Annotated in this window: 21 protein-coding genes; 12 read left to right on the plus strand and 9 right to left on the minus strand. The window is 70.8% G+C overall.

What is annotated here, in order from left to right; genetic code table 11:
• Positions 1-117: 117 nt before the first annotated feature.
• The 4 genes from OB08_RS01065 to OB08_RS01080 form a co-directional block, all read right to left on the minus strand.
• Positions 118-909: an ABC transporter ATP-binding protein gene (locus OB08_RS01065; RefSeq protein WP_461471215.1), complete on the minus strand. Its 792-nt coding sequence runs from the start codon at positions 907-909 to the stop codon at positions 118-120.
• On the minus strand, positions 906-1,781 hold the full coding sequence (locus OB08_RS01070) for an ABC transporter ATP-binding protein (protein WP_461471324.1): 876 nt from the start codon (positions 1,779-1,781) through the stop codon (positions 906-908). The genes OB08_RS01065 and OB08_RS01070 overlap by 4 nt, the downstream gene beginning before the upstream one ends.
• 193 nt (positions 1,782-1,974) lie before the next feature.
• Positions 1,975-2,952, minus strand: coding sequence for a branched-chain amino acid ABC transporter permease (locus OB08_RS01075; protein WP_461471217.1), 978 nt, complete (start codon positions 2,950-2,952; stop codon positions 1,975-1,977).
• Positions 2,953-2,954: 2 nt separating this feature from the next.
• Positions 2,955-4,256: an ABC transporter permease subunit gene (locus OB08_RS01080; protein WP_461471219.1), complete on the minus strand. Its 1,302-nt coding sequence runs from the start codon at positions 4,254-4,256 to the stop codon at positions 2,955-2,957.
• 330 nt (positions 4,257-4,586) lie between these two features.
• Between OB08_RS01080 and guaB the strand changes: the two genes are divergently transcribed.
• The gene (gene guaB, locus OB08_RS01085) at positions 4,587-6,089 is read left to right on the plus strand and encodes an IMP dehydrogenase (RefSeq protein ID WP_461471221.1); all 1,503 of its coding nucleotides are present in this window, start codon (positions 4,587-4,589) and stop codon (positions 6,087-6,089) included.
• A gap of 138 nt (positions 6,090-6,227) precedes the next feature.
• Here guaB and OB08_RS01090 read toward each other — a convergent pair whose 3' ends face one another.
• Positions 6,228-7,373 carry an FAD-dependent oxidoreductase gene (locus OB08_RS01090; protein WP_461471223.1) on the minus strand — a complete coding sequence of 382 codons (1,146 nt, stop codon included), beginning with the start codon at positions 7,371-7,373 and terminating at the stop codon, positions 6,228-6,230.
• Positions 7,374-7,426: 53 nt separating this feature from the next.
• Between OB08_RS01090 and OB08_RS01095 the strand changes: the two genes are divergently transcribed.
• Positions 7,427-8,047 (plus strand): TMEM175 family protein, encoded by a 621-nt coding sequence (locus tag OB08_RS01095; RefSeq protein ID WP_461471225.1) that lies wholly within the window; start codon positions 7,427-7,429, stop codon positions 8,045-8,047.
• A gap of 71 nt (positions 8,048-8,118) precedes the next feature.
• Here the strand turns inward: OB08_RS01095 and OB08_RS01100 are convergent, their stop codons facing one another.
• On the minus strand, positions 8,119-9,609 hold the full coding sequence (locus OB08_RS01100; RefSeq protein WP_461471227.1) for an MFS transporter: 1,491 nt from the start codon (positions 9,607-9,609) through the stop codon (positions 8,119-8,121).
• A gap of 94 nt (positions 9,610-9,703) precedes the next feature.
• On the opposite strand from OB08_RS01100, the gene OB08_RS01105 reads away from it, so the two are divergent.
• From OB08_RS01105 to OB08_RS01125, 5 genes are all read left to right on the plus strand, one after another.
• Complete coding sequence (locus tag OB08_RS01105; protein WP_461471229.1) at positions 9,704-10,354, plus strand: TetR/AcrR family transcriptional regulator; 651 nt, start codon at positions 9,704-9,706, stop codon at positions 10,352-10,354.
• Positions 10,355-10,402: 48 nt separating this feature from the next.
• Complete coding sequence (locus OB08_RS01110) at positions 10,403-10,687, plus strand: DUF2277 domain-containing protein (protein WP_461471231.1); 285 nt, start codon at positions 10,403-10,405, stop codon at positions 10,685-10,687.
• A 122-nt stretch (positions 10,688-10,809) separates the two neighbouring features.
• Positions 10,810-12,498 carry an ABC-F family ATP-binding cassette domain-containing protein gene (locus tag OB08_RS01115; RefSeq protein ID WP_461471233.1) on the plus strand — a complete coding sequence of 563 codons (1,689 nt, stop codon included), beginning with the start codon at positions 10,810-10,812 and terminating at the stop codon, positions 12,496-12,498.
• 63 nt (positions 12,499-12,561) lie between these two features.
• Positions 12,562-13,680, plus strand: coding sequence for a GuaB3 family IMP dehydrogenase-related protein (locus OB08_RS01120; protein WP_461471326.1), 1,119 nt, complete (start codon positions 12,562-12,564; stop codon positions 13,678-13,680).
• A gap of 107 nt (positions 13,681-13,787) precedes the next feature.
• Positions 13,788-14,585: an SURF1 family protein gene (locus tag OB08_RS01125; RefSeq protein WP_461471328.1), complete on the plus strand. Its 798-nt coding sequence runs from the start codon at positions 13,788-13,790 to the stop codon at positions 14,583-14,585.
• A gap of 14 nt (positions 14,586-14,599) precedes the next feature.
• Here the strand turns inward: OB08_RS01125 and OB08_RS01130 are convergent, their stop codons facing one another.
• Both OB08_RS01130 and OB08_RS01135 read right to left on the minus strand, forming a co-directional pair.
• Complete coding sequence (locus OB08_RS01130) at positions 14,600-15,862, minus strand: hypothetical protein (protein ID WP_461471235.1); 1,263 nt, start codon at positions 15,860-15,862, stop codon at positions 14,600-14,602.
• Positions 15,863-16,000: 138 nt separating this feature from the next.
• Positions 16,001-16,510 carry an RNA polymerase sigma factor gene (locus tag OB08_RS01135; protein WP_461471237.1) on the minus strand — a complete coding sequence of 170 codons (510 nt, stop codon included), beginning with the start codon at positions 16,508-16,510 and terminating at the stop codon, positions 16,001-16,003.
• Positions 16,511-16,649: 139 nt separating this feature from the next.
• On the opposite strand from OB08_RS01135, the gene OB08_RS01140 reads away from it, so the two are divergent.
• The 5 genes from OB08_RS01140 (at position 16,650) to OB08_RS01160 (ending at position 21,410) form a co-directional block, all read left to right on the plus strand.
• A complete protein-coding gene (locus OB08_RS01140) occupies positions 16,650-17,150 on the plus strand; it encodes a DUF3817 domain-containing protein (protein WP_461471239.1) in 501 nt (166 codons plus the stop codon).
• Positions 17,147-18,730 carry a glutamine-hydrolyzing GMP synthase gene (gene guaA, locus OB08_RS01145; RefSeq protein WP_461471241.1) on the plus strand — a complete coding sequence of 528 codons (1,584 nt, stop codon included), beginning with the start codon at positions 17,147-17,149 and terminating at the stop codon, positions 18,728-18,730. Before OB08_RS01140 ends, guaA begins: the two co-directional genes overlap by 4 nt.
• On the plus strand, positions 18,727-20,118 hold the full coding sequence (locus tag OB08_RS01150; protein WP_461471243.1) for a glycosyltransferase: 1,392 nt from the start codon (positions 18,727-18,729) through the stop codon (positions 20,116-20,118). Before guaA ends, OB08_RS01150 begins: the two co-directional genes overlap by 4 nt.
• A 78-nt stretch (positions 20,119-20,196) precedes the next feature.
• On the plus strand, positions 20,197-20,826 hold the full coding sequence (locus OB08_RS01155; protein ID WP_461471245.1) for a ClpP family protease: 630 nt from the start codon (positions 20,197-20,199) through the stop codon (positions 20,824-20,826).
• Entirely contained in the window at positions 20,823-21,410 is a 588-nt protein-coding gene (locus OB08_RS01160) for a ClpP family protease (RefSeq protein WP_461471247.1), read from the plus strand. Before OB08_RS01155 ends, OB08_RS01160 begins: the two co-directional genes overlap by 4 nt.
• A gap of 171 nt (positions 21,411-21,581) precedes the next feature.
• Here the strand turns inward: OB08_RS01160 and OB08_RS01165 are convergent, their stop codons facing one another.
• Positions 21,582-22,301, minus strand: coding sequence for an MBL fold metallo-hydrolase (locus OB08_RS01165; RefSeq protein ID WP_461471249.1), 720 nt, complete (start codon positions 22,299-22,301; stop codon positions 21,582-21,584).
• Positions 22,302-22,376 lie beyond the last annotated feature (75 nt).

Genomic DNA, 22,376 nt, shown 5'->3' on the forward strand with positions numbered 1-22,376 from the left:
GCCGCGGCACGGGCGCCGCCGGGGCAGCCGATGCCCGGGCGGTAGGCACGGGCATAAGAGAAGAGCGGATGCCTCGAGGCATCCGCTCTTCTGTTGTGAAGGCTGTTCGCGGTGGGCTCAGTCGGTGCCGAGCGTTCCGAGGTAGAGGCCGATGACCTTCGGGTCGTTCAGGAGGTCGCGCCCCGTGCCCTCGTACGCGTCGCGGCCCTGGTCGAGCACGTAGCCGCGGTCGCAGATCTGCAGGCAGCGGCGGGCGTTCTGCTCGACCATGATGATCGTGACGCCCGCCTTGTTGATGTCGGAGACGCGGATGAAGGCGTCGTCCTGGCGGACCGGTGAGAGCCCGGCAGACGGCTCGTCGAGAAGCAGCACGGCCGGGTCCATCATCAGTGCGCGCGACATGGCGACCATCTGGCGCTCGCCGCCCGAGAGCGAGCCGGCGCGCTGCTTGAGGCGCTTGCCCAGCTCGGCGAAGATGCCCGTCACGAAGTCGAGACGCTCGGCGTACTGCTTCGGGGCCTGGTACAGCCCCATCTGCAGGTTCTCCTCGATCGTGAGCGACGGGAAGACGTTGTTCGTCTGCGGCACGAAGCCGACGCCCTGCGTCACGAGCTTGTCGGACTTCAATCCGATGACGCTCTTGCCGTTGACGTTCACCTCGCCCGAGCGCACCTTCACCATGCCGAAGATCGACTTCAGCAGCGTCGACTTGCCCGCGCCGTTCGGGCCGATGATCCCGATGAGCTCGCCCTTGCGCGCGACGAGGTTGGCGCCCTGGATGATGTTGATGCCGGGCAGGTAGCCGGCGTAGAGGTCGGTCACCTCGACGACGACGCGGTCGGTGCGCGCTGCCTCGACCGAACCCGCTCCGGTCGTCGACGGTGCACCCGCTGCGGAAGCGCTGCTCACTTGTTCTCCTCCTCAGCCTCGGCGATCGAGGCCTCCTCGGCCTCCTTGATCTCCTCGAGCAGTTCCTCGGCCGATGCGTCGAGCTCGCCGGCGATGCGGCCGGTGACGACTCCCAGGTCGACGTCCTGGTGGCTTCCGAGGTAGGCGTCGATGACCGCCGGGTCCTGCATCACCGTCTCGGGCGGCCCCTCGGCGACGACGCGGCCCTCAGCCATCACGACGACCCAGTCGGCGATGTGGCGCACCATGTGCATGTCGTGCTCGACGAAGAGCACGGTCATGCCGAGGTCCTTGAGATCGAGGATGTGGTCGAGCAGCGACTCGGTCAGCGCGGGGTTGACGCCGGCCATGGGCTCGTCGAGCATCACCAGGGTCGGGTCGCTCATGAGAGCGCGCGCCATCTCGAGGAGCTTGCGCTGACCGCCCGAGAGCGAGGCCGCGTAGTCCTCGGACTTCGCGTCGAGCTTGAAGCGCGCGAGCAGCTCCATCGCCTTGTCCTCGTTGGCGTCGTCCTGCTTGCGCCAGACCGCGGGGATGATGCTCGCCCACAGGCGCTCACCCTTCTGCGACGTGGCGCCCAGCTTCATGTTCTCGAGCACCGTCAGCAGCGAAAGCGCCTTGGTGAGCTGGAACGTGCGGACCTGGCCCATGCGCGCGACCTTGAACGACGGGATGCCCGACAGGTTCGTGCCGTCGAACGACCACGTTCCCGAGTTGGGCTTGTCGAAGCCGCACAGCAGGTTGAACAGCGTGGTCTTGCCCGCGCCGTTGGGGCCGATGAGCGCGGTGATCGCACCGCGGGGGATCTCGAGGTGATCGACGTCGACGGCGGTGAGGCCGCCGAACCGACGGGTCACGTTGTCGATGATCATGATCGGGTCGTTCTTGGCGACGCCGGGTGCGGCGTCGCCCTTCGCGAGCCCGGTCGTCTTGGGACGACGGATGCTGCCGGTCGCGGTCGTGACCGCTCCCGTGGCAGGCGCGGTGCCTGCCGCCGCGGCGGGCGCGGAGCCCGCTGCCGGTGGCGTCGTGCCCTCCGGAGTCACGGGCTCCGGAGGCGTGCTGTTACTTGACAAAGGTCAGCTCCCTCTTGTTGCCGAAGATGCCCTGCGGGCGGAAGATCACGATCAGCATGAGCGCGACACCCACGAGGATGAAGCGGAGCGTGCCGGCCTGGACCGAGGAGATGGGCAGGATGCCCGAGTTCGCCAGCGCGGGCAGGACGTTCCCGAGGAAGCCCATGATCACCCAGAAGATCACCGAGCCGACGACGGGACCGAACACGGTCGCCGCGCCGCCGAGCAGGAGGATCGTCCAGATGAAGAACGTGAGCGAGGTCGTGTAGGTGGCGGGGACGACGGCGGACGGGAGCGCGAAGACCACGCCGCCCAGTGCGCCGAAGACACCACCGATGATGAGCGCCTGCATCTTGTAGGCGAAGACGTTCTTGCCGAGCGATCGCACGGCGTCCTCGTCCTCGCGGATGCCCTTGAGCACGCGGCCCCACGGGCTGCGCATGAGAGCCCACACCAGGTAGACGGCGATCGCCAGCAGGATGGCGCCGAAGACGCGCACCCACAGCTGATCCGCGGTCCACGTCCACGGGCCGAAGCCGTACGTCCCCTCCGGGAACGGGTTGGCCGCGCGGAATCCGGCGTGGTAGCCGCCGAGGCCGTCGGCCGAGTTCGTCCACTCGTCGAAGAGCTGCGTGGTCAGCGCCAGTCGCACGATCTCGGCCGCGGCGATGGTCACGATGGCGAGATAGTCGGCGCGCAGGCGCAGCGTCGGGATACCGAGGATGATCGCGAACACGACCGCCGCGAGGCATCCGACGATGATGCCCACCCACCACGGCCAGCCGAAGGTGAGGATCGAGATGGCGTACCCGTAGGCGCCGAGCGCCATGAAGCCGGCCATACCGAAGTTGAGCAGGCCCGCGTAGCCGAAGTGCACCGCGAGACCGGTCGCCGCGAGCGCGTACGCGATCGTCTCGGGGCTGAACAGCCAGTAAGCCGTGTTGTTGAGAATCTGTCCCCAATCCATGGCTAGCCCAGCCTCTCTTTACGACCCAGGAGGCCTTGTGGCCTCACCAGGAGGATGATGATCAGCACTGCGAGCGCACCGACGTATTTCATGTCCGGCGGGATGCCGAGGAGGGTCGACAGTTCGACCAGGATGCCGACGATCAGCGAGCCGATGAGGGCGCCGAACGCGGTGCCGAGGCCGCCGAGGGTGACCGCGGCGAAGATCAGCAGCAGGACCTGCACGCCCATGTCCCACTTGACGCCGGGGCGGAAGTAGGCCCACAGGACACCGGCCACGGCGGCGAGCGCTGCGGAGAGCACCCAGACGATCCGGATCACCCGGTCGACGTTGATGCCGGATGCCGCGGCCAGGCCGGGGTTGTCGGAGATGGCGCGCGTCGCCTTGCCGATGCGGGTGCGCAGCAGCCAGTATGCGACCGCCAGCAGGAGGACGATCGAGATGCCCATCGAGACCAGGTCGATCCAGGACACCGCGATCGGGCCCAGGCGGATGTCGCGCGAAGCGCCGGCGCCGGGCAGCTGGTACGTGCCGCCGCCGATGAAGAACTGGTAGGTGTAGCGGATCGCGAGCGACAGGCCGATGCTGACGATCATGAGCTGCACGAGGCCCAGGCCCTTGCGCCTCAGCGGCTTCCACAGCCCGGCGTCGAGCACCCAGCCGAACGCGGCGCCGGCGAGGATGACGAGCGGGATCACGATCCACATCGGGATCTGGAAGCCCGCGAGGAGGAGGGCGATCACGGCGCCGAAGGTCAGCATCTCGGCGTGCGCGAAGTTGGTGAGGCCCGTCGTGCCGAAGATGAGCGAAACGCCCACCGCGGCGAGGGCGAGGAGCAGGCCGAAGTTGATGCCGTTGATGAGGCGCTCGGTGAACTGGTCCCAGAACGACACCGTGACGCGCTCACCCTCGCCGAGGAAGAGGTTGACGATCTTGGTTCCCGTCGCACCGAATCCGACGTCGAACGAGGCCGTCGTGCCCGACTTGGGCTGGATGCCCTCCGGCAGCTGGGCCGGGTCGACGATGACGCCGTCGGGCAGGGTGTCTTCGTCGACGACCAGGACGTACTCGTCCTTCTCCGGCACGTAGAGGCGCCACTTGCCGTCGGCGTCGGTGACGGTCTCGGCCTCGAAGCCGCCGCCGTCGACCGAGATGACCACGTCGGCGACGGGTTCTCCGTCGAACGTGATCACTCCACCGAAGTAGAACTCCGTCTGCTCCTGGTCACCGCCGGGGGTGTCCGGTGCTGATGCTGATGCGTGCGCGCCGGACGGCGAGGCGAGGAGCAGCATCGCTGCCGCCATCAGCACTCCGACGAGGACGACGACCCAACGGGGGAAACCCCTCGTGGCCACAGTCGTAGGACCCACAGAACCTCCAGTTCAGCACGATGCACACCGAGGCCCGGGTCGCATCGGCCGTGATGAACGACGGTACGACTTTAATGTGTCCGCGGTGTTTCCCCTAGTTATCCCCAGCCACACGTGACCGGATCGGAATGACGACGGCGGCCGCGCCTCGTGCGCGCGGGAACAAATGGGCTCCGCCGCCGCTTAGAATCGAGTACGGAGCGTCCCCGCGCACCGGCCGTCGTCGTCCACCCCGAGAAACGCGCCGCGAGCGCAGGAGAACCCATGGAGCACCACGACCCCTTCGGCTTCGTCGGACTGACGTACGACGACGTCCTGCTGCTGCCGGGGCACACCGACGTGATCCCCAGCGAAGCCGACACGTCGTCGCGGGTCACGCGCCGCATCACCGTGGCGACGCCGCTCCTCTCGGCCGCGATGGACACCGTCACCGAGGCGCGGCTCGCCATCGCGATCGCCCGCGAGGGCGGTCTGGGCATCATCCATCGCAACCTCTCCATCGAGGAGCAGGCGTCGATGGTCGACCGCGTGAAGCGCAGCGAGTCCGGCATGATCACCGACCCCATCACGACGACGCCCGACGCGACGATCGAAGAGGTCGACGCACTGTGCGCGACGTACCGCATCTCGGGCCTCCCCGTCGTCGACGCCGACGGGCGACTCGTGGGCATCGTCACCAACCGCGACATGCGCTTCGTCTCCGGGTTCGAGCGCCAGACGACGCTCGTGAAGGACGTCATGACGAGCGAGGGCCTCATCACCGGCCCGGTCGGCATCGGCGCCAACGAGGTCATCGCGACGTTCGCCAAGCACCGGGTCGAGAAGCTGCCCCTCATCGACGACGACGGGCGCCTGGCCGGGCTCATCACCATCAAGGACTTCGACAAGAGCGAGAAGTACCCCCTCGCCACGAAGGACGAGCAGGGCCGTCTCCGCGTCGGTGCCGCCATCGGCTTCTTCGGCGACGCGTGGGAGCGCGCCGAGGCGCTGCGCGACGCGGGCGTCGACGTCATCGTCGTCGACACCGCGAACGGCCAGTCCGCGGGCGTCATCGACATGGTCAAGCGCATCAAGGCCGAGGCATCCTTCGCCCACATCGACGTCATCGGCGGCAACGTGGCGACCCGCGAGGGCGCGCAGGCGCTCATCGATGCCGGTGTCGACGCCGTCAAGGTGGGCGTCGGCCCGGGTTCGATCTGCACCACGCGCGTCGTTGCGGGCGTCGGCGTGCCGCAGGTCACCGCGATCTACGAGGCATCCCTCGCCGCACGCGAGGCAGGCGTGCCGATCATCGCCGACGGCGGCCTGCAGTACTCGGGCGACATCGCCAAGGCCCTCGTCGCGGGCGCCGACACGGTCATGCTCGGGTCGCTCCTCGCCGGCACCGACGAGTCGCCGGGCGAGATCGTCTTCCAGGGCGGCAAGCAGTTCAAGCAGTACCGCGGCATGGGCTCGCTCGGTGCGCTGCAGACGCGCGGCAAGAAGACCTCCTACTCGAAGGACCGCTACTTCCAGGCCGACGTGCCGAGCGACGACAAGCTCATCCCCGAGGGGATCGAGGGCCAGGTCGCGTACCGCGGACCCGTCTCGGCCGTGGCTTACCAGCTCGTCGGCGGGCTCCGTCAGTCGATGTTCTACGTCGGCGCCCGCACCATCGACGAGCTCAAGGCCAAGGGCCGGTTCGTGCGCATCACCGCGGCGGGGCTCAAGGAGTCGCACCCGCACGACGTGCAGATCGTGGTCGAGGCGCCCAACTACAAGCGGTAGGCGCTCCGCCCGCGCGCACAGACTTCGCAGAATCGCGCGGCCGTCGCGCGATGCGGCCCATCCACCTGCTCGTGGGAGATCGCGCGAATGCCGCGACAATCTGCGAAGTCTGTAAGCCCGCGGCCCGCTGCGGCCACGTCAGCGCTCGAGCCGGAACGGCGCTGCGACGCGCGCGGAGTCGTCGGAGGCGAGCCGGGCGAGCACCAGGCCGACGGCCGGCGTGAACTTGAAGCCGTGGCCGGAGAACCCGGCGCCGACGACGATGCGGCCGCGCCGGTCGAGCACGAAGTCCTCGGTGTCGGTCGACGTGTACGTGCAGCTGATGGGCGCCGCCGAGGCGGGGTCGAGCCCGGGGAACCACTCGCGCACGTAGTCGTCGAGCGCGGCGGCCAGCTCCGGCAGGGGGCGGAAGGAGCGGGCATCCGGATCCACCATCGGACCGACGTGATGGAAGCCGACCTTGACGCCCTCGCCGGGAGTGGGCATGCCGTACACCTGCCCGGGCTGCGGTGCGTGACCGGCGGCATCCGCTCCCGCCCCGCCCAGGAAGTGGTTGAAGGACGGCCAGTGGTCGGCCCGGTCCCGCGGCGCGAAGTGGGCGGGGCTCTCCTCCGTCACCGTCAGCCGAGGCACGGCGAACCCCGCGGGCAGCACCGATCCCGTCCAGGCGCCGGCGGTCACGACGACCGTGTCGGCCAGGAGGTCGTACCTCTCTCCGCCGGCCTCGACGGAGATCATCACGCCATCGCCGGTCTCCTCGAGGCCCACCGCGGCGTGACCGTAGCGGACATCCGCCCCATGCGCACGGGCCGCGCCCTCGAGGGCGGCGAGCGCGGCATCCGCTCTCACGACCCCCGCGTCCTCCGTGAACAGGACGTCGCCGGCGAATCGCATGCCGCGCCAGCGATCGGCCGCCTCGGCGCCGGAGAGGATCGTCGCGCGCTCGCCGCGCGCCGTCAGCGCCGCATGGACCCGGGCGACCGTGCCGTCGTCGCCGTGGGTCACCAGGCCGTGAAGCCGCAGCAGCGGCTCGCCGGTCGTGCGCGACAGCGCGTCCCACTCCTCGCGCGCCGACGCGAGCAAGTCGAGGTAGTGCTCCTCGCCGTAGGCGTTGTTGAAGTTGCGCGTCGCGCCGTGCGAGGCGCCCCGGTGGTGGCCTCGCTCGAACCGTTCGAGAGCCACCACCCGGTGTCCCGCGCGCGAAAGCTGCCACGTGGCGGCGAGCCCCATCGCTCCCGCCCCGACGACGACGAACGGGATGCGGAGGACGGTCGAACGTGCCATCGACCCATCCTCGCAGGGGCACGCCGGGGACGCGCCGTCGTTACGATGTGCCCATGATCCGGCAGCGGCGGCACCCGGCGGCGACCCAGGCGACGACCCGCCTGGAGGCGTTCACCGATGGAGTCTTCGCGATCGCGGCGACCCTCCTCGTGCTCGATCTCACGTCGCACGCGCTCGGCGAGGTCGGCAGCGACGCCGAGATGTGGTCGGCGCTGGGCGACATGTCGTACCTGTTCGTGAACTTCGCCCTGAGCTTCGGGCTGCTGTGCCTGCTGTGGATGGTCCACGTGCAGCAGTTCGCGCACATCGCCCGCGTCGACGCGACGATGATGTGGCTGAACAACGCGCGCCTGCTGTTCGTCGTGCTCGTGCCGTTCGCGACGAACCTGACCACGGAGTACTCGGACTACCTGGCCGGCCGGCTGGCGATGCCCGTCGCCTTCTTCCTGGCGATCCTGTGCAGCTGGCTGCAGTGGCAGTGGGCCGTGCGCCGTCGTGAGGTCATGCTGCCGGATCTGGAGGCGACGGCCGCCGCCTATGGGCGCGCGTCGCTGAGCGCGCTCCTCATCGCGGCCGTCGTGGTGGTGCTGGCGCCGTTCATCGGGTCGGCCGCGTTCCTGCTGTTCCTGCTCGACGGCGTGTTCACCCGCGTCCTCCGCGCCAAGACCGACTGAGGGGCGGCGGCGCACGGCGGAGGGCGGCGGCCGCGATCGGATGCCGCGCCCGCCGCCCTCGTGGGGGGGGATCAGCCGACGGGTTCGAGCTCTGCCTGCTCCTCCGAGCCGCGCGGGGTCGCGGCATCCGCTTCCCTCTCCGACCGACCGGCGGGGAGCCACAGGGCTGCGACGGTCGCGGCGAGCAGCACCGCCGCGCCCGTGAAGACGGCGGGTCGTGCCGCGTCGACGTAGAGGTCGGGCGTCAGCGCGCCCCCGGCGCTGACGAAGATCGCGGTCATGACGGCGGTTCCGAGCGCGACGCCGAGCTCTCGGACGGTCGAGTTCACCCCCGAGGCCTTCGCGTGGTCGATCAGCCCCAGTGTCGCCAGCAGCGCCGTCGCGGACGGAGCGAAGACGAGCGCCATGCCGACGCCGGCCAGGATGAACGGCACGATGAGCGCGGGGTAGTCGAGGTCGGCCGACATGATGACGGCGATCCAGGTCAGGGCGATCGCCTGCAGGCCGAGGCCGACGACCATCAGCACCCGCGTGCCGATCCGCGGGGCGAGCAGGCCCGCGATGGGCGCGACGAACATCGGTGCGAGCGTCCACGGCGTTGTCTGCAGGGCGGCCTCGAACGGCGTGGACCCCTGGACGACCTGCAGGTACTGGATGAGGATGAACACCGCCCCGAACGTGCCGAAGCTGAACGCGAAGCCGATGATGTTGGTGACCGAGAACGACCGGTCGCGGAAGAGGCGCAGCGGCACGAGCGGCGCCCGCGTGCGGGTCTGCCACCACAGGAAGCCGACGAGCAGCAGCGCGCCGAGCGCCAGTTCGGCGATCACGCCGAGCGAGTCCCAGCCGTCGTCGTTGCCGCGCACGATCGCGTGCACCAGCGCCAGTACGCCGACGGCGGCCAGCACCGCACCGGGCACGTCGATCCGCTCGCGGAGGCCGAAGTCGTTGCGCAGCACGATCAAAGCCAGGGGGATCGCGACGATGGCGACCGGGACGTTGATCCAGAAGATGGCCTGCCAGTCCCAGCCCTCCATGATGGCGCCGCCGACGAGCGGGCCGACGGCGACGCCGAGGCCGGAGATCCCGCCCCAGATGCCGATCGCGAGCGGGCGCCGCTCGGGCGGGACCGCGCCGCTCAGCAGCGCGAGCGACAGTGGCATGACACCCGCACCGCCGAGCCCCTGGAACGCCCGCGCCGCGATGAGCTGGCCTGGGTCGGTGCTGAGGGCCGCGAGGACCGAGCCGATGCCGAACACGGCGATGCCGATCGCGAAGACCGTGCGCCGGCCGAAGCGGTCGCCGAGCGCCGACGCCACGAGGATCGCTCCGGCGAACGCCAGCGTGTAGGCGTTGACGAACCACTGGAGCTCTTCGACCGAGGCGCCCATCTGGGAGTGCAGCACGGGCAGGGCGTTGGTCATCACGAGGTTGTCGAGCGTCGCCATGAACATGGGGAGGGATGCCGCGGCCACGACAAGCGCGAACGGTCGGGCCCGGCGTCGAGGAGGTGTGTCGAGTGGTGCGGCGGGCACCGGCGCGGGGAGCTGGTCGAGGGTCATGAGGTCTCCGGTAGTAATTGGATGATTACTTACGGAGGTCAATGTAGTAATCGACTGATTACAAAGTCAAGTCATTCGCTGATAACCTTTCGCCATGAGCACTCCGCAGGCCGTCGCCGCCGACCCCGCGGCATCCGATCCCGCCAAGCGGCTGTCGTCCGACGAACGCCGGCGCCAGATCCTCGTCGCCGCGCTCGCGGTCTTCGGCGCCCGCGGGTACGACGGGGCGACGACCGACGAGGTCGCCCGCGCCGCCGGTGTGAGCCAGCCCTACGTCGTGCGGCTTTTCGGCTCGAAGGAGAACCTCTTCCTCGCCGCCCTCGAGGACGCCCTGGCCCGCATGCTCTCCGCGTTCCGCGCCGCGCTCGCCGATGCCGACCCGGCCGATCCGGAGCACGCGGCGGGCAAGCGCATCGGCCAGGCGTACGTCGATCTCCTCGAGGTCCGGGGCCTCCACCAGACACTGGCGAACGCGTACCTGATGGGAAGCCACCCGGTCATCGGGCCCGCCGCGCGCCGCGGCTTCGCGGCGGTGTGGCGGTTCTTCCGCGACGAGCTCGGCCTCGACGCCGACGATGCGCGGGCGTTCATGGCGGAGGGCATGCTCATCAGCACGATGATCGGCCTCCGCCTCGTCGACGACTACGGCTCGGACCCGCAGATCACCGAGCTGTTCCGTTCCTGCTTCCCGACCGAGCTGCCGCACATCCTCGATCTCGTGCCGCGCGGCTCCGAGCCCTGGTAGCGGGCAGGGCCGTTCCCTGAACCGGGCGCCCGGCGTATCGTCGGGGCCATGTGCCGCAACATCCACACGCTCCACAACTTCGAGCCCGCCGCGACCTCCGAAGAGGTGCATGCCGCCGCGCTGCAGTACGTCCGCAAGATCGCCGGCACCACCAAGCCGTCCAAGGCCAACCAGCAGGCGTTCGACCGCGCGGTGCACGAGATCTCGCATATCACCCAGCACCTCCTCGACGATCTCGTCGCGGTGACGCCGCCGAAGAACCGTGAGGAAGAGGCGGCGAAGGCGCGCGAGCGGGCGATCAAGTCCGGCCGGTACGCCGCGCCCGCGGCCTGAGTCGGAGCGACGATGCGGGTGTCGGGATGGGCGGGGTCGCGGCATCCGTCGCCCACGCCGCGCTGAGATAGTCTGGTCGGCTCCCCACCGGCGACGGATGCCGCGGAGCAGACAGGAACATCGTGGGGTACATCGACATCGCCGCCGTCTCGTACGCACTGCCCGACGGCCGGCCGCTGCTCGACGAGGTGTCGTTCCGCGTAGGCGAGGGGTCGACGACAGCGCTCATCGGCCAGAACGGCGCGGGTAAGACGACACTGCTGCGGATCGTGCGCGGCGAGACGCCCGCACTGTCCGGTGCCGTCTCGATCGACGGCGGACTGGGCGTCATGGACCAGTTCGTCGGACACGGCGAGCCCGGGCAGACGGTCCACGACCTGCTGATCCGGGTCGCCCCCGACCGCGTGCGCCGTGCCGCGCGCGAGCTCGAGGACTCCGAGGCCGCGATCATCGAGGACGACGACCTCGACAACCAGATGCGGTACGCCGGCGCGCTCGCCGACTACGCCGAGGCCGGCGGGTACGAGTACGAGACGGTGTGGGACACGTGCACGACCGCGGCGCTCGGCATCCCGTTCGCGCGGGCGCGGTTCCGCGAACTGACGACGCTGTCGGGCGGCGAGCAGAAGAGGCTCGCGCTCGAGGCGCTGCTGCGCGGCCCCGACCAGGTGCTGCTCCTCGACGAGCCCGACAACTACCTCGATGTGCCCGGCAAGCGGTGGCTCGAGGCCAAGCTGCGCGAGACGCCGAAGACCGTGCTCCTCGTCTCGCACGACCGCGAGCTGCTCGCCCGCGCGGCTGATCGCATCGTGACCCTCGAAGCGGGCGGTGCCGGGAGCACCGCCTGGGTCCACGGCGGCGGGTTCGGCACGTACCACCGCGCGCGCGACGACCGCATGGCGCGGCTCGACGAACTGCGGCGACGGTGGGACGAGCAGCACGCGAAGCTCAAAGCGCTCGTCGCGACGCTGAAGGTCAAGGCGACGGCCAACGACTCGTTCACCTCGCGGTATCGCGCGGCCCAGACGCGCCTGCGCAAATTCGAGGAGGCCGGCCCTCCGCAGGAGCGTCCGCCCGAGCAGGACCTCGTGCTGCGGCTGCGTGGCGCCCGCACCGGCCGCCGTGCGGTGGTCGCCGAACAGCTCGAGCTCACCGGTCTCATGAAGCCCTTCGACCTCGAGGTGTGGTTCGGCGACCGCGTCGCGGTGCTCGGGTCGAACGGATCCGGCAAGTCGCACTTCCTGCGGCTGCTCGCGCGGGGCGGCACCGATCCCGACGGGCGCCTCGGCCATGTGACGACGACCGGAGCCGGCCTCGAGCCGGTCGCGCACACCGGGCGGGCGGTGCTCGGGGCGAGGGTCGTGCCGGGCTGGTTCGCCCAGACGCACCGGCATCCGGAGTTCACCGGCCGCACCCTCCTCGACATCCTGCACCGCGGCGAGGACGCGCGCACCGGACTGCCGCGCGATGCGGCATCGAGCGCCCTCGACCGGTACGGGCTCGTCGGTCAGGCAGAGCAGACGTTCGACAGCCTGTCGGGCGGGCAGCAGGCCCGGTTCCAGATCCTGCTGCTCGAGCTCTCGGGTGCGACGCTCCTGCTGCTCGACGAGCCGACCGACAACCTCGACCTGGTGTCGGCCGAGGCGCTGCAGGACGCCCTCGGCCGCTTCGAGGGCACGGTGCTCGCCGTGACGCACGACCGCTGGCTCGCCAAGTCGTTCGACCGTTTCCTGGTGTTCGGCTCGGACGGCAGGGTGTTCGAGTCCGATGCGCCGGTGTGGGACGAGACCCGGGTGGTGCGTGAGCGCTGACACCCCCGCGGCTCCGGGGGATCGGGCCTCCGGAGGCCCGCCGGGTAGGCTGGGGACGTGAGCATGGACATCGAACTCGGCCGCGCCAAGCGCGCACGCCGCGCGTACACGTTCGACGACATCGCGGTCGTGCCCTCGCGGCGCACGCGCAACCCGGAGGACGTCTCGACCACGTGGACGATCGACGCCTTCAGCTTCGACATCCCCGTGCTCGGGGCCCCGATGGACTCCGTCGTCAGCCCCCAGACCGCGATCATGCTGGGTCAGCTGGGCGGCCTGGGCGTCCTCGACCTCGAGGGCCTCTGGACCCGCTACGACGACCCGACCCCGCTGCTCGCCGAGATCGCCGGGCTCGAGAAGGCCGCCGCGACCCGCCGCATGCAGGAGCTCTACGCGGAGCCGATCAAGCCCGAGCTCGTGCGTGACCGCCTCGCCGAGATCCGCGCCGCCGGGGTCACCGTCGCCGGCGCCCTCACCCCGCAGCGCACCCAGGAGCTCTACGAGACCGTCGTGGCGGCGGGCGTCGACCTCTTCGTGATCCGCGGCACCACGGTGTCGGCAGAGCACGTCTCCAGCGTCGACCAGCCGCTCAACCTCAAGAAGTTCATCTACGACCTCGACGTGCCCGTCATCGTCGGCGGCGCGGCCACGTACACCGCGGCCCTGCACCTGATGCGCACCGGCGCGGCAGGTGTGCTCGTGGGCTTCGGCGGCGGCGCGGCCTCCACCACGCGGGCAACGCTCGGTCTGCACGCCCCCATGGCGACCGCGGTCGCCGATGTGGCGGGCGCGCGCCGCGACTACCTCGACGAGTCGGGCGGTCGCTACGTGCACGTGATCGCCGACGGCGGCGTGGGGACGTCAGGCGACATCGTCAAGGCGCTCGCGATGGGAGCCGACGCGGTCATGCTCGGCGTGGCGCTGGCGCGGGCGACGGATGCCCCGGGCAGGGGCTTCCACTGGGGCCCCGAGGCCCATCACTCCAAGCTCCCGCGGGGCCGCCGTGTGAAGGTCGACCAGGTCGCCTCGCTCGAAGAGGTCCTGTACGGCCCGGCGCCCGTCGCCGACGGCACCGCGAACCTCATCGGCGCCTTGCGGAAGTCGATGGCCACGACCGGGTACTCCGACCTCAAGGAGTTCCAGCGCGTCGAGGTCGTCGTGGCGCCCTACAGCGCGGGATGACCGCCGCCGACGACGATCGCGGGTCGCCGGGCGAGGTCAGCGAGCCGGCACGACCCGAACCCGCGGCATCCGCTCCCGATGTCTTCCCGCCGACGCTGCGCGAGGTGATGCTGCGTCCGCAGTGGATCGGGCTGCTGCTGCTCTGCCTGCTCGTCGCCGGGGTCTTCGCATGGCTCGGCCAGTGGCAGCTGGGCCGCGCCGTCGACACCGACCCGCCGCCGGCCGGGGCGACCGAGGTCGTGCGTCCGCTGGCGGAGGTCGCCGGGCCGGGCGAGTACCTCCCCGAGCCGCTCGTCGGTCAGCGCGTGACGGCCGACGGATTCTGGATGCCCGGTGACTTCCTCGTCGTCGAGTCGCGCTTCAACGACGGCGTCGAGGGGTACTGGGTGACAGGGCAGCTGCGGCTCACCGGCACCGAAGCGCCGACGTCGGTGGCCGTCGCCATCGGGTGGGCGCCGACGCGCGACGAGGCCGACGCCGCCGCCGGGGAGCTCGACCGGCTGGCCTCCGCCGCCGTCCGGACGCCCGTGACGGTCACCGGTCGCCTCATCTCGGACGAGGGTCCCGTGCCGCCGCGCGACGACGCCGACCCTCAGTCGATGACGCGCATGTCGCCCGCAGCGCTGCTCGGGCAGTGGGAGGACGCCGAGGGGATCGACGTCTACCGTCCGTATCTCGCCTCCGAGTCCGCGCCGGAGCCGCTGGCCGACATCTCGTCCCCCGCACCGGACGAGTCGTCGAACGTCAACTGGCTCAACATCTTCTACGCCGCCGAGTGGGCGATCTTCGCAGGCTTCGCCTTCTACCTCTGGTACCGCCTGGCGAAGGATGCCTGGGAGAAGGAGCTCGAGGACTTCGAGGACGAACAGGACGAAGCGGATGCCGCGGCTCGGCCAGCCGGCTGAGATCGCCTCGGCTTTCACTCGAGGACGCTCGCGCCCGGTGGCGCCGCCGTCGTGTCGAGCTCATCCTCGTCGAGAGCGAGCACACTCCACACGGTCTCGTCCGTCGCTGTGAACTCGTACGCTGGCGCGAGGTACTGCTGCCCGTCCTCGCCCGTCAAGAGGGCCAGCCCGAGCCGTGCCGAGACGATGTCGTGCTCCATGATCGACCAGGGCACGGCGGATCCGGCGTCGGGAGCTTCGGGCGGCGCGGGCGGCTCGGCCGCATCGGTCGACCGCGGACGGGTATCCGGCCACGCCAAGAGATGCGGTGCGTACGCGGGGTCATTGAGCCGTCCCGCCGCCTCCGCCGGGCTGACGATCGAGTAGTCGCCCAGCGAGAGGACCTCTCCGGTCGGGCCGGACGCGGACAGGATCCCTTCCGACGAGACCTCGATGTGGGCGGTGATCTCTGTCACGTTCCCCTCGACCACCCTCGCCGCGGTCACCATGACGGTGCGGGCCGATGCGTCCGTCGTCGTCGTGATCTTCGCCGACTCCTCCGTGAGGCCGATCGCGTTCAAGAAGGCGGCAGTGGACTCGCGCACCAGTTCATCCCCCGGCAGCGGGGTATCCGCCATGCAGCGGATCATCTCCTGACCGAACGCCCAGGTTCCGTCTCCGTCGACCTTGTCGCGTCCGTGCAGTGCGGTGGCCCTCTCCTCACACGAGGTGACCGGGTGCGGGATGCCGCTGCTGTACGACGCATCGCCCATCCATGGAGAGAGCGTGAACGAGGCGCCCGGGGAGCTGCCCACTACCCACCCGCCGCCGGCTTCGGGTTGCAGAGCGCGCACGTCGCCACCGACGCCGAGGGCTGCCGCCATGCGGGCACTGTCTTCAGCGGAGAACCGGGCACCCGCGTCGACGGCGTAGACGTTCGCGCGACCAGGAGCCTCGTCGAACGCGGGCACGATGAAGCGCTGCCCGTCCGGGCGCATGCCTCCCACCGGGAAGACGAGGGGCTCGATGCCGGGGGTCACCGCCGACTCGCCACCCGTCGTCATTCCCGATTGCAGTTCACCGTCCGCCCCGCGGCCGAGCCCCACTGGCGCCGCCGGGTCCTCCGGCGTCCCGGTCGCGACGGCGAGCGGTGATGGGGCCGGGCTCCGACCGATCGCGCCCGTACCCCAGGCATAGCCGGCGCCGAGCGCGAGCAGAATCGACGTGCCGGCGGCCATAGGAGCGAGCCAGCGCGATCCCCACCGGCTCCGTGCCTGGGCGATGTCGGCCTCGGACACGACCAACGAAGCAACGCGATTCCGCAGTTCCTGCGGCGCGGCTGCCTCTCCGGCAGGATCCGCCGCACGCAGAGCACGAAGCTCGTCATCGGTGACGTCGTCCATCATGCGCCTCCTCTCGTCGCGGCATCCCTCACCTCATGTGTGTCGGAACGGGCCGTCATCTTGCATCGAGGGCTCCCACACGGCGCGCAGGCGCGAACGGGCCCGCGAGAGCGCGGCTTGAGCGCCCGACCGGGAGATGCCGAGTGCGTTCGCGAGCTCGTTGCCGTCGAGCCCCTCCCACGCGTGCAAGAGGAGGATCTCGCGATCGCGCTCCGAGAGGAGGGTCAGCGCCCGGGTGATCTCGTCGACGTCGGCGATCCGCTGAGCGTGGTCGTCGTCCAGCGCTGCGTCCGGGAGGGAGGAAGGGATGCTCTGCATCCGTCGTCGATGATTGGCCAGCACATATCCCGCAGTGCGATAGAGCCAGGGGAGGATCGCCTCGACGGGGATGTCCTCGCGGCGGCGCCAGGCGGTCGCGAAGACCTCGGCGGTCAGGTCGTCGGCATCGTGACGCGCCGCGCGGCGGAGGAAGTAGCGGAAGATCGCGTCGAGGTGCGTGGCGACCTCGGACGTGAACCACGCCCCGTCCGCTCGCTGGTGCATTCGACGCTCCTTCGCGCGGCCGACGTCTCCGCTCAGTGAGGATGTGTCGGATGTCGGCCGATTCTTGCACGGCCGTCGACGGGCATCCGACCCCGCAACGCCGGACGGCGCCGCGGAATCCCGCGGGTAGACTGGGGCCATGCCCCGCGCCCCGAAGCTCGCTTCCTTTCCGGCGATCCGCGGAGCCCTGACGTTCTACCAGATCTGCTCGATCATCACCGGCACGATGCTGCTGCTGCTGGTCGGCGAGATGGTCATGAAGTACGCGTTCGGCCTCGAGCTCTTCCTCGGCGGGTCGGGCGGCTTCCTGTGGTGGGCTCCCGTGGTCGAAGGCCCCGAGGGGGCCGAGTCGACCGGCGACGGGTTCAACCTGTCGCTCGGCATCCTCGTCGCCCACGGCTGGTTCTACGTCGTCTACCTCGTCTCGTGCTTCCGCGTATGGAGCCTCATGCGCTGGAACCTGCTGCGCCTGGCGATGCTCGCGCTCGGCGGCATCGTGCCCCTGCTGTCCTTCTTCATGGAGGCGCGCGTCGGCCGCGAGGTCAAGCAGTACCTCGCCGCCCGCGAGGCATCCGAGCTGCACTCGCAGGCCGAGCACTCGTCCCTCACTCACGCGATCCCGACGGAGAACAAGCGTTGACCCAGCAGACCGAGACCTCCCAGCGTCCCGTCCTCGTCATCGACTTCGGCGCGCAGTACGCGCAGCTGATCGCGCGGCGCGTGCGCGAGGCGGGGGTGTACAGCGAGATCGTCCCGCACACGGCATCCGCCGCCCACATCGCGGCCAAGAACCCGGTGGGCATCATCCTCTCGGGTGGGCCGTCGTCGGTGTACGAAGACGGTGCGCCGGCCCTCGACACCGGGGTCTTCGACCTCGGGGTTCCGACGCTCGGCATCTGCTACGGCTTCCAGGTCATGGCGCAGGCGCTGGGCGGCGAGGTCGCGAACACCGGCCTGCGCGAGTACGGCGCGACCGACGCGGCGGTCACGGGCGACGGCGGCGTGCTGCTCGGCGGTCAGCCGGTCGACCAGAACGTATGGATGAGCCACGGCGACCAGGTGTCCCGTGCCCCCGAGGGCTTCGACGTGCTGGCGTCGACGTCGGCGACCCCCGTCGCGGCGTTCGGCAGCGACGAGAAGCGCTTCTACGGCGTGCAGTGGCACCCTGAGGTGAAGCACTCCGACCACGGCCAGCAGGTCATCGAGAACTTCCTCCACAAGGCCGCGGGCCTCCCGGCCGACTGGAACAGCGGCAACGTCATCGCCGAGCAGGTCGAGCGCATCCAGGCTCAGATCGGCTCGGGCCGGGTCATCTCGGCGCTGTCCGGCGGTGTGGACTCCGCCGTGTCGACGGCCCTCGTGCACAAGGCCGTCGGCGACCAGCTGACTGCGATCTTCGTCGACCACGGCCTGCTGCGGAAGGGCGAGCGCGAGCAGGTCGAGAACGACTACGTCGCCTCGACGGGCGTGCGCCTCATCACGATCGACGCGCGCGAGCAGTTCCTCTCGGCGCTCGAGGGCGTGAGCGACCCCGAGCAGAAGCGCAAGATCATCGGCCGCGAGTTCATCCGCTCGTTCGAGGCCGCCGAGCGCGAACTGGTCGCCGAAGCCGCCGCCGACGGCGAGCCGATCCGCTTCCTCGTGCAGGGCACCCTCTACCCCGACGTCGTCGAGTCCGGCGGCGGCACGGGCACCGCCAACATCAAGTCGCACCACAACGTGGGCGGCCTCCCCGAAGACCTTCAGTTCGAGCTCGTCGAGCCGCTGCGCACCCTCTTCAAGGACGAGGTGCGTGCGATCGGCCGCGAACTCGGCCTGCCCGAGGCGATCGTCGCGCGCCAGCCCTTTCCGGGCCCCGGCCTCGGCATCCGGATCGTCGGTGAGGTCACCGCTGACCGCCTCGAGATTCTGCGTGACGCCGACGCGATCGCGCGCGAGGAGCTGACCAAGGCGGGCCTCGACAACGAGATCTGGCAGTGCCCGGTCGTGCTGCTGGCCGACGTGCGCTCGGTCGGTGTGCAGGGCGACGGCCGCACCTACGGGCATCCGATCGTCCTGCGGCCGGTCTCGAGCGAGGACGCGATGACCGCCGACTGGACGCGCCTGCCGTACGACGTGCTGGCCCGCATCTCGAACCGCATCACCAACGAGGTGCGCGAGGTGAACCGCGTGGTGCTCGACGTCACGTCGAAGCCGCCGGGGACCATCGAGTGGGAGTGACCGGCCCGGTGGCCGGGTTGCCCGACGCAGACTACGTGCTGCTCGGGAGCAGGGTCGCGCTCGGGCTCGACGGCGGTTTCGCCGTGGCCGTGCCGCGCCGCCTGCAGCTGCTGGCATCGGCCGGCGCGCGCGATCCGCTGCAGCTCAGCGTCGACGGCGGGTCGCCCGAGACCCACGCCGCGCAGCGGCAGGCGTTCGTCGACGCCGGGCTGCTAGGCGAGGTGTCGTCGGCGCGGAACCTCTTCGACGACGTGGTCGCCGACCCGTCGTGGCTGTGGCGGTTCGGCTCGGCTCCGGACGGCGGGCTTCCCGCGGGTGAGCGTCGAGAGGTGACGGATGCCGCGGGTCGCGGCATCCTGTCGCTGCCGGTGTTCGCCGACGACGCCACCTGGCACCTGACCGACTCTCCGATCGTCGTGCACGCGCCCGACGGCGACCGGTGGCTGCGCGGGTTCCGCGAGCTGTACATCGCCTGGCTCACCCATCTGGCGGACGAGCGGCGCGCGGCGGCGGGCGATCCGGGCCGGCTGCTCGTGGTGATCGTCGAATCGCGGCAGATCGGCGAGGTCCTCGTGGACTGGGCGGACCCACGGGTGCGTATCGTGCACGCGGTGCACAACTCGCACCTCCCACCGCCTCACGACGACCCGGGCGCCGCCGTGACGGGAATGTGGCAGCGGTGGCTGGCGACGATGGGCCGCTACGACGCCGTGCTGTGGCCCACGCGTGCGCAGCGCGACGAGGTGGCCGCACGGTTCGGTGACCCGGGCACTTTCCACGTCGTGCCGAACACGATCGACCTCGGCGACGAGCCACCCGCGGCGGAGGCGCGCGACCTTCGCCGCGTCGTGATGCTCAACCGACTCGCGCCCCAGAAGCGCGTCGACCTCGCCCTCCGCGCGTGGGTGCGCGTCGTGACCGCAGTGCCCGACGCACGGCTCGACGTCTACGGCGACGGCCCGCTGCGGGACGAGCTGCAGCGGCTCGTCGACGAGCTCGGGCTCGCAGCATCCGTGACGCTGCACGGCACCACCGCCGACCGCGACGCGATCTTCGACCGCGCCGTCCTGTTCGTCACGTCCACGGCCTTCGAGGGACAGGGGCTGTCGATCGCCGAGGCGCTGGCGCGAGGCCTGCCGGTGGTGTCGACCGACGTCCGCTACGGTCCGCGCGAAGCCGTGGGTGACGCGGGCGTGCTCGTGCCGCCCGGTGACGTCGAGGCGATCGCCGAGGCCGTCATCGGTGTGCTGCGAGACGACGAACGTCGCGCCGACCTGTCGGCTCAGGCGCGGAAGGCGGCCGCCGCCTTCACGCCGGACGCCATCCAGCCCGCACTGGTGTCGGCTCTGCGGACGGCCGTCGAGGCGCCCTCGCGGCGCACGCGCTGAGCCCTCGATCCGCCGTGGGCGGAGCCGCCGAGGGCGGAATCGGATGCCGCGCCCCGCCGCCCCGCGCAGGCTGGGGTCATGGCAGAAGAAGGCAAGACCCCGATGTTCGGGGCCGAGGCGCGACGCGAGCTGTTCCACCAGCGCGTGCTCGTGCTCGACGGCCCGCTCGACGACGACAACGGCACGCTCCTCGCGACGCAGCTCCTGGCGCTGGCGGCCGAGGACGAGGCATCCGATATCTCGCTCTGGATCCACTCGCCGGGCGGATCCGTCCCCTCGATGCTCGCGATCCGCGACGTCATGCGGCTCGTCCCGAACGACGTCTCCACCCTCGCGCTCGGCCTCGCGTGCAGCGCCGGGCAGTTCCTGCTCTCGGCCGGCGCCCCCGGCAAGCGACGCGCGCTGCCGCACGCGCGCATCCTCATGCACCAGGGCTCGTCGGGCATCGGCGGCTCGACGGTCGACGTCGAGGTGCAGGCGGGCGACCTGCGGCACATGCGCGACACGGTGCTCGGCCTGATCTCGGCGGACACCGGGCAGCCCATCGACCGCATCTTCGAGGACTCGCTGCACGACCGCTGGTACACGGCGGCCGAGGCGCTCGACTACGGCTTCATCGACGGGATCGTCGACGACTTCGCCCAGGTGGTGCCGCGGCGGCGCCGGGCCGCGGGCCTCGGGCTCGGACCGGCGGAGGTGGCGGCATGAGCTCGTACACGATCCCGAACGTGGTGGCGCAGCATCCGCGCGGCGATCGCATCATGGACGTCTACTCGCACCTCCTCGCCGAGCGGGTCGTGTACCTCGGCACCGGCATCGACGCCGGCGTCGCGAACGCCCTCATCGCCCAGCTGCTGCACCTCGACGCCGACAGCCCGGACCGCGACATCCAGCTCTACATCAACTGCGAGGGCGGCGACCCGGCCGCGATGCTCGCGGTCTACGACACGATGCAGCACATCCGGCCGGACGTCGCGACGACCGTCGTCGGCCAGGCGATCGGTGTCGGTGCCGTGATGCTCGCGGCCGGTGCGGCGGGCAAGCGCGCGGTGCTGCCGCACGCGCGCGTCGTGCTGCACCAGCCGGCGGGGCAGGGGAGGGGCGCGATCCCGGATCTGATCCTGCAGGCCGACGAGCTTGTGCGGGTGCGGGGCGACGTCGAGGCCATCCTCGCGCGCCACACCGGAAAGGATGCGGCGCAGCTCCGTGCCGACACCGACCGCGACCGCGTGTTCACGGCGACCGATGCCGTCGCCTACGGTCTCGCGGACCGCGTCCTCGAGGCGCGCTGACGCCCGACACGGCTCGCCCACCGACGGGTCCGACGCACAACTCCTGCAGAACCCGCGCGGCGGATCGTGCGGCCCGCGGGAATCCGCGGCCCGGACTGGGCACGGGGCCGGAAATGCAGGAGCTGCGCGCAGTGGCGCGGGGCAGAGTCCGTCGAGAAGGGGGGCTCGGGGTCAGGGCCGCGCGCCTGCGGCCCGCACGGCCGCGGCGACGTCGGCCGGCGAGCCCCTCCACGGAGTGCCGTGCCCGGGCAGCACCCACGTCGCCTCGAGGTCGGCGAGCCGGTCGAGCGAGTCCAGGGCCTCGGCGGGCTCGTCGGTGAACGGGGCGGGCTGGAGCCCGGCGCGGCCCGTCAGCACATGCCGCGTCGTGAGGGCGTCGCCGACGAAGACGGCCTCGGCGATCGGCACGTGGATAGCGACGCTGCCGGGGGAGTGGCCGGGCAGACCGATCACCCGCGGCGCACCGGGCAGGTCGAGCACGTCGCCGTCGGCGACCTCGACCACCTCGGTCAGGTACTCGGTGCGCCAGCCGCGCTTGCGCAGGGCGTAGACGAAGAAGCCGAAGGTCGGGCCGATCCGCAGAGGCCCCATCGACGTCTTGGGCTTGTCGCCGCCCTTCGCCCGGGCGGCGTCGGCCGCATGCACGAACACCGGCACGCCCTGCTCGCGTCGCAGGCGCTCGGCGAAGCCGACGTGGTCGCTGTCGCCGTGCGTGAGCACCACGCCGCGGACGTCGTCGAGCGTTCGGCCGATCGACCGCAGCTCGGTGACGAGGTCGTTCCAGTGCCCCGGCAGGCCGGCGTCGATGACCGTGACACCTTCGGGGGTGACCACGAGGTACGCCGCCACGATGTCATTGCCGATGCGGTGAAGATGCGGTCCGAGTCGCATGAGATCCTCCTCAGGGTTCTTGGCTACGGTACATAGCTATGATAGCTTACGTCAATAGCCAAGAGGAGGACCCGG

It is taken from the genome of Microbacterium sp. HJ5, assembly GCF_054824025.1.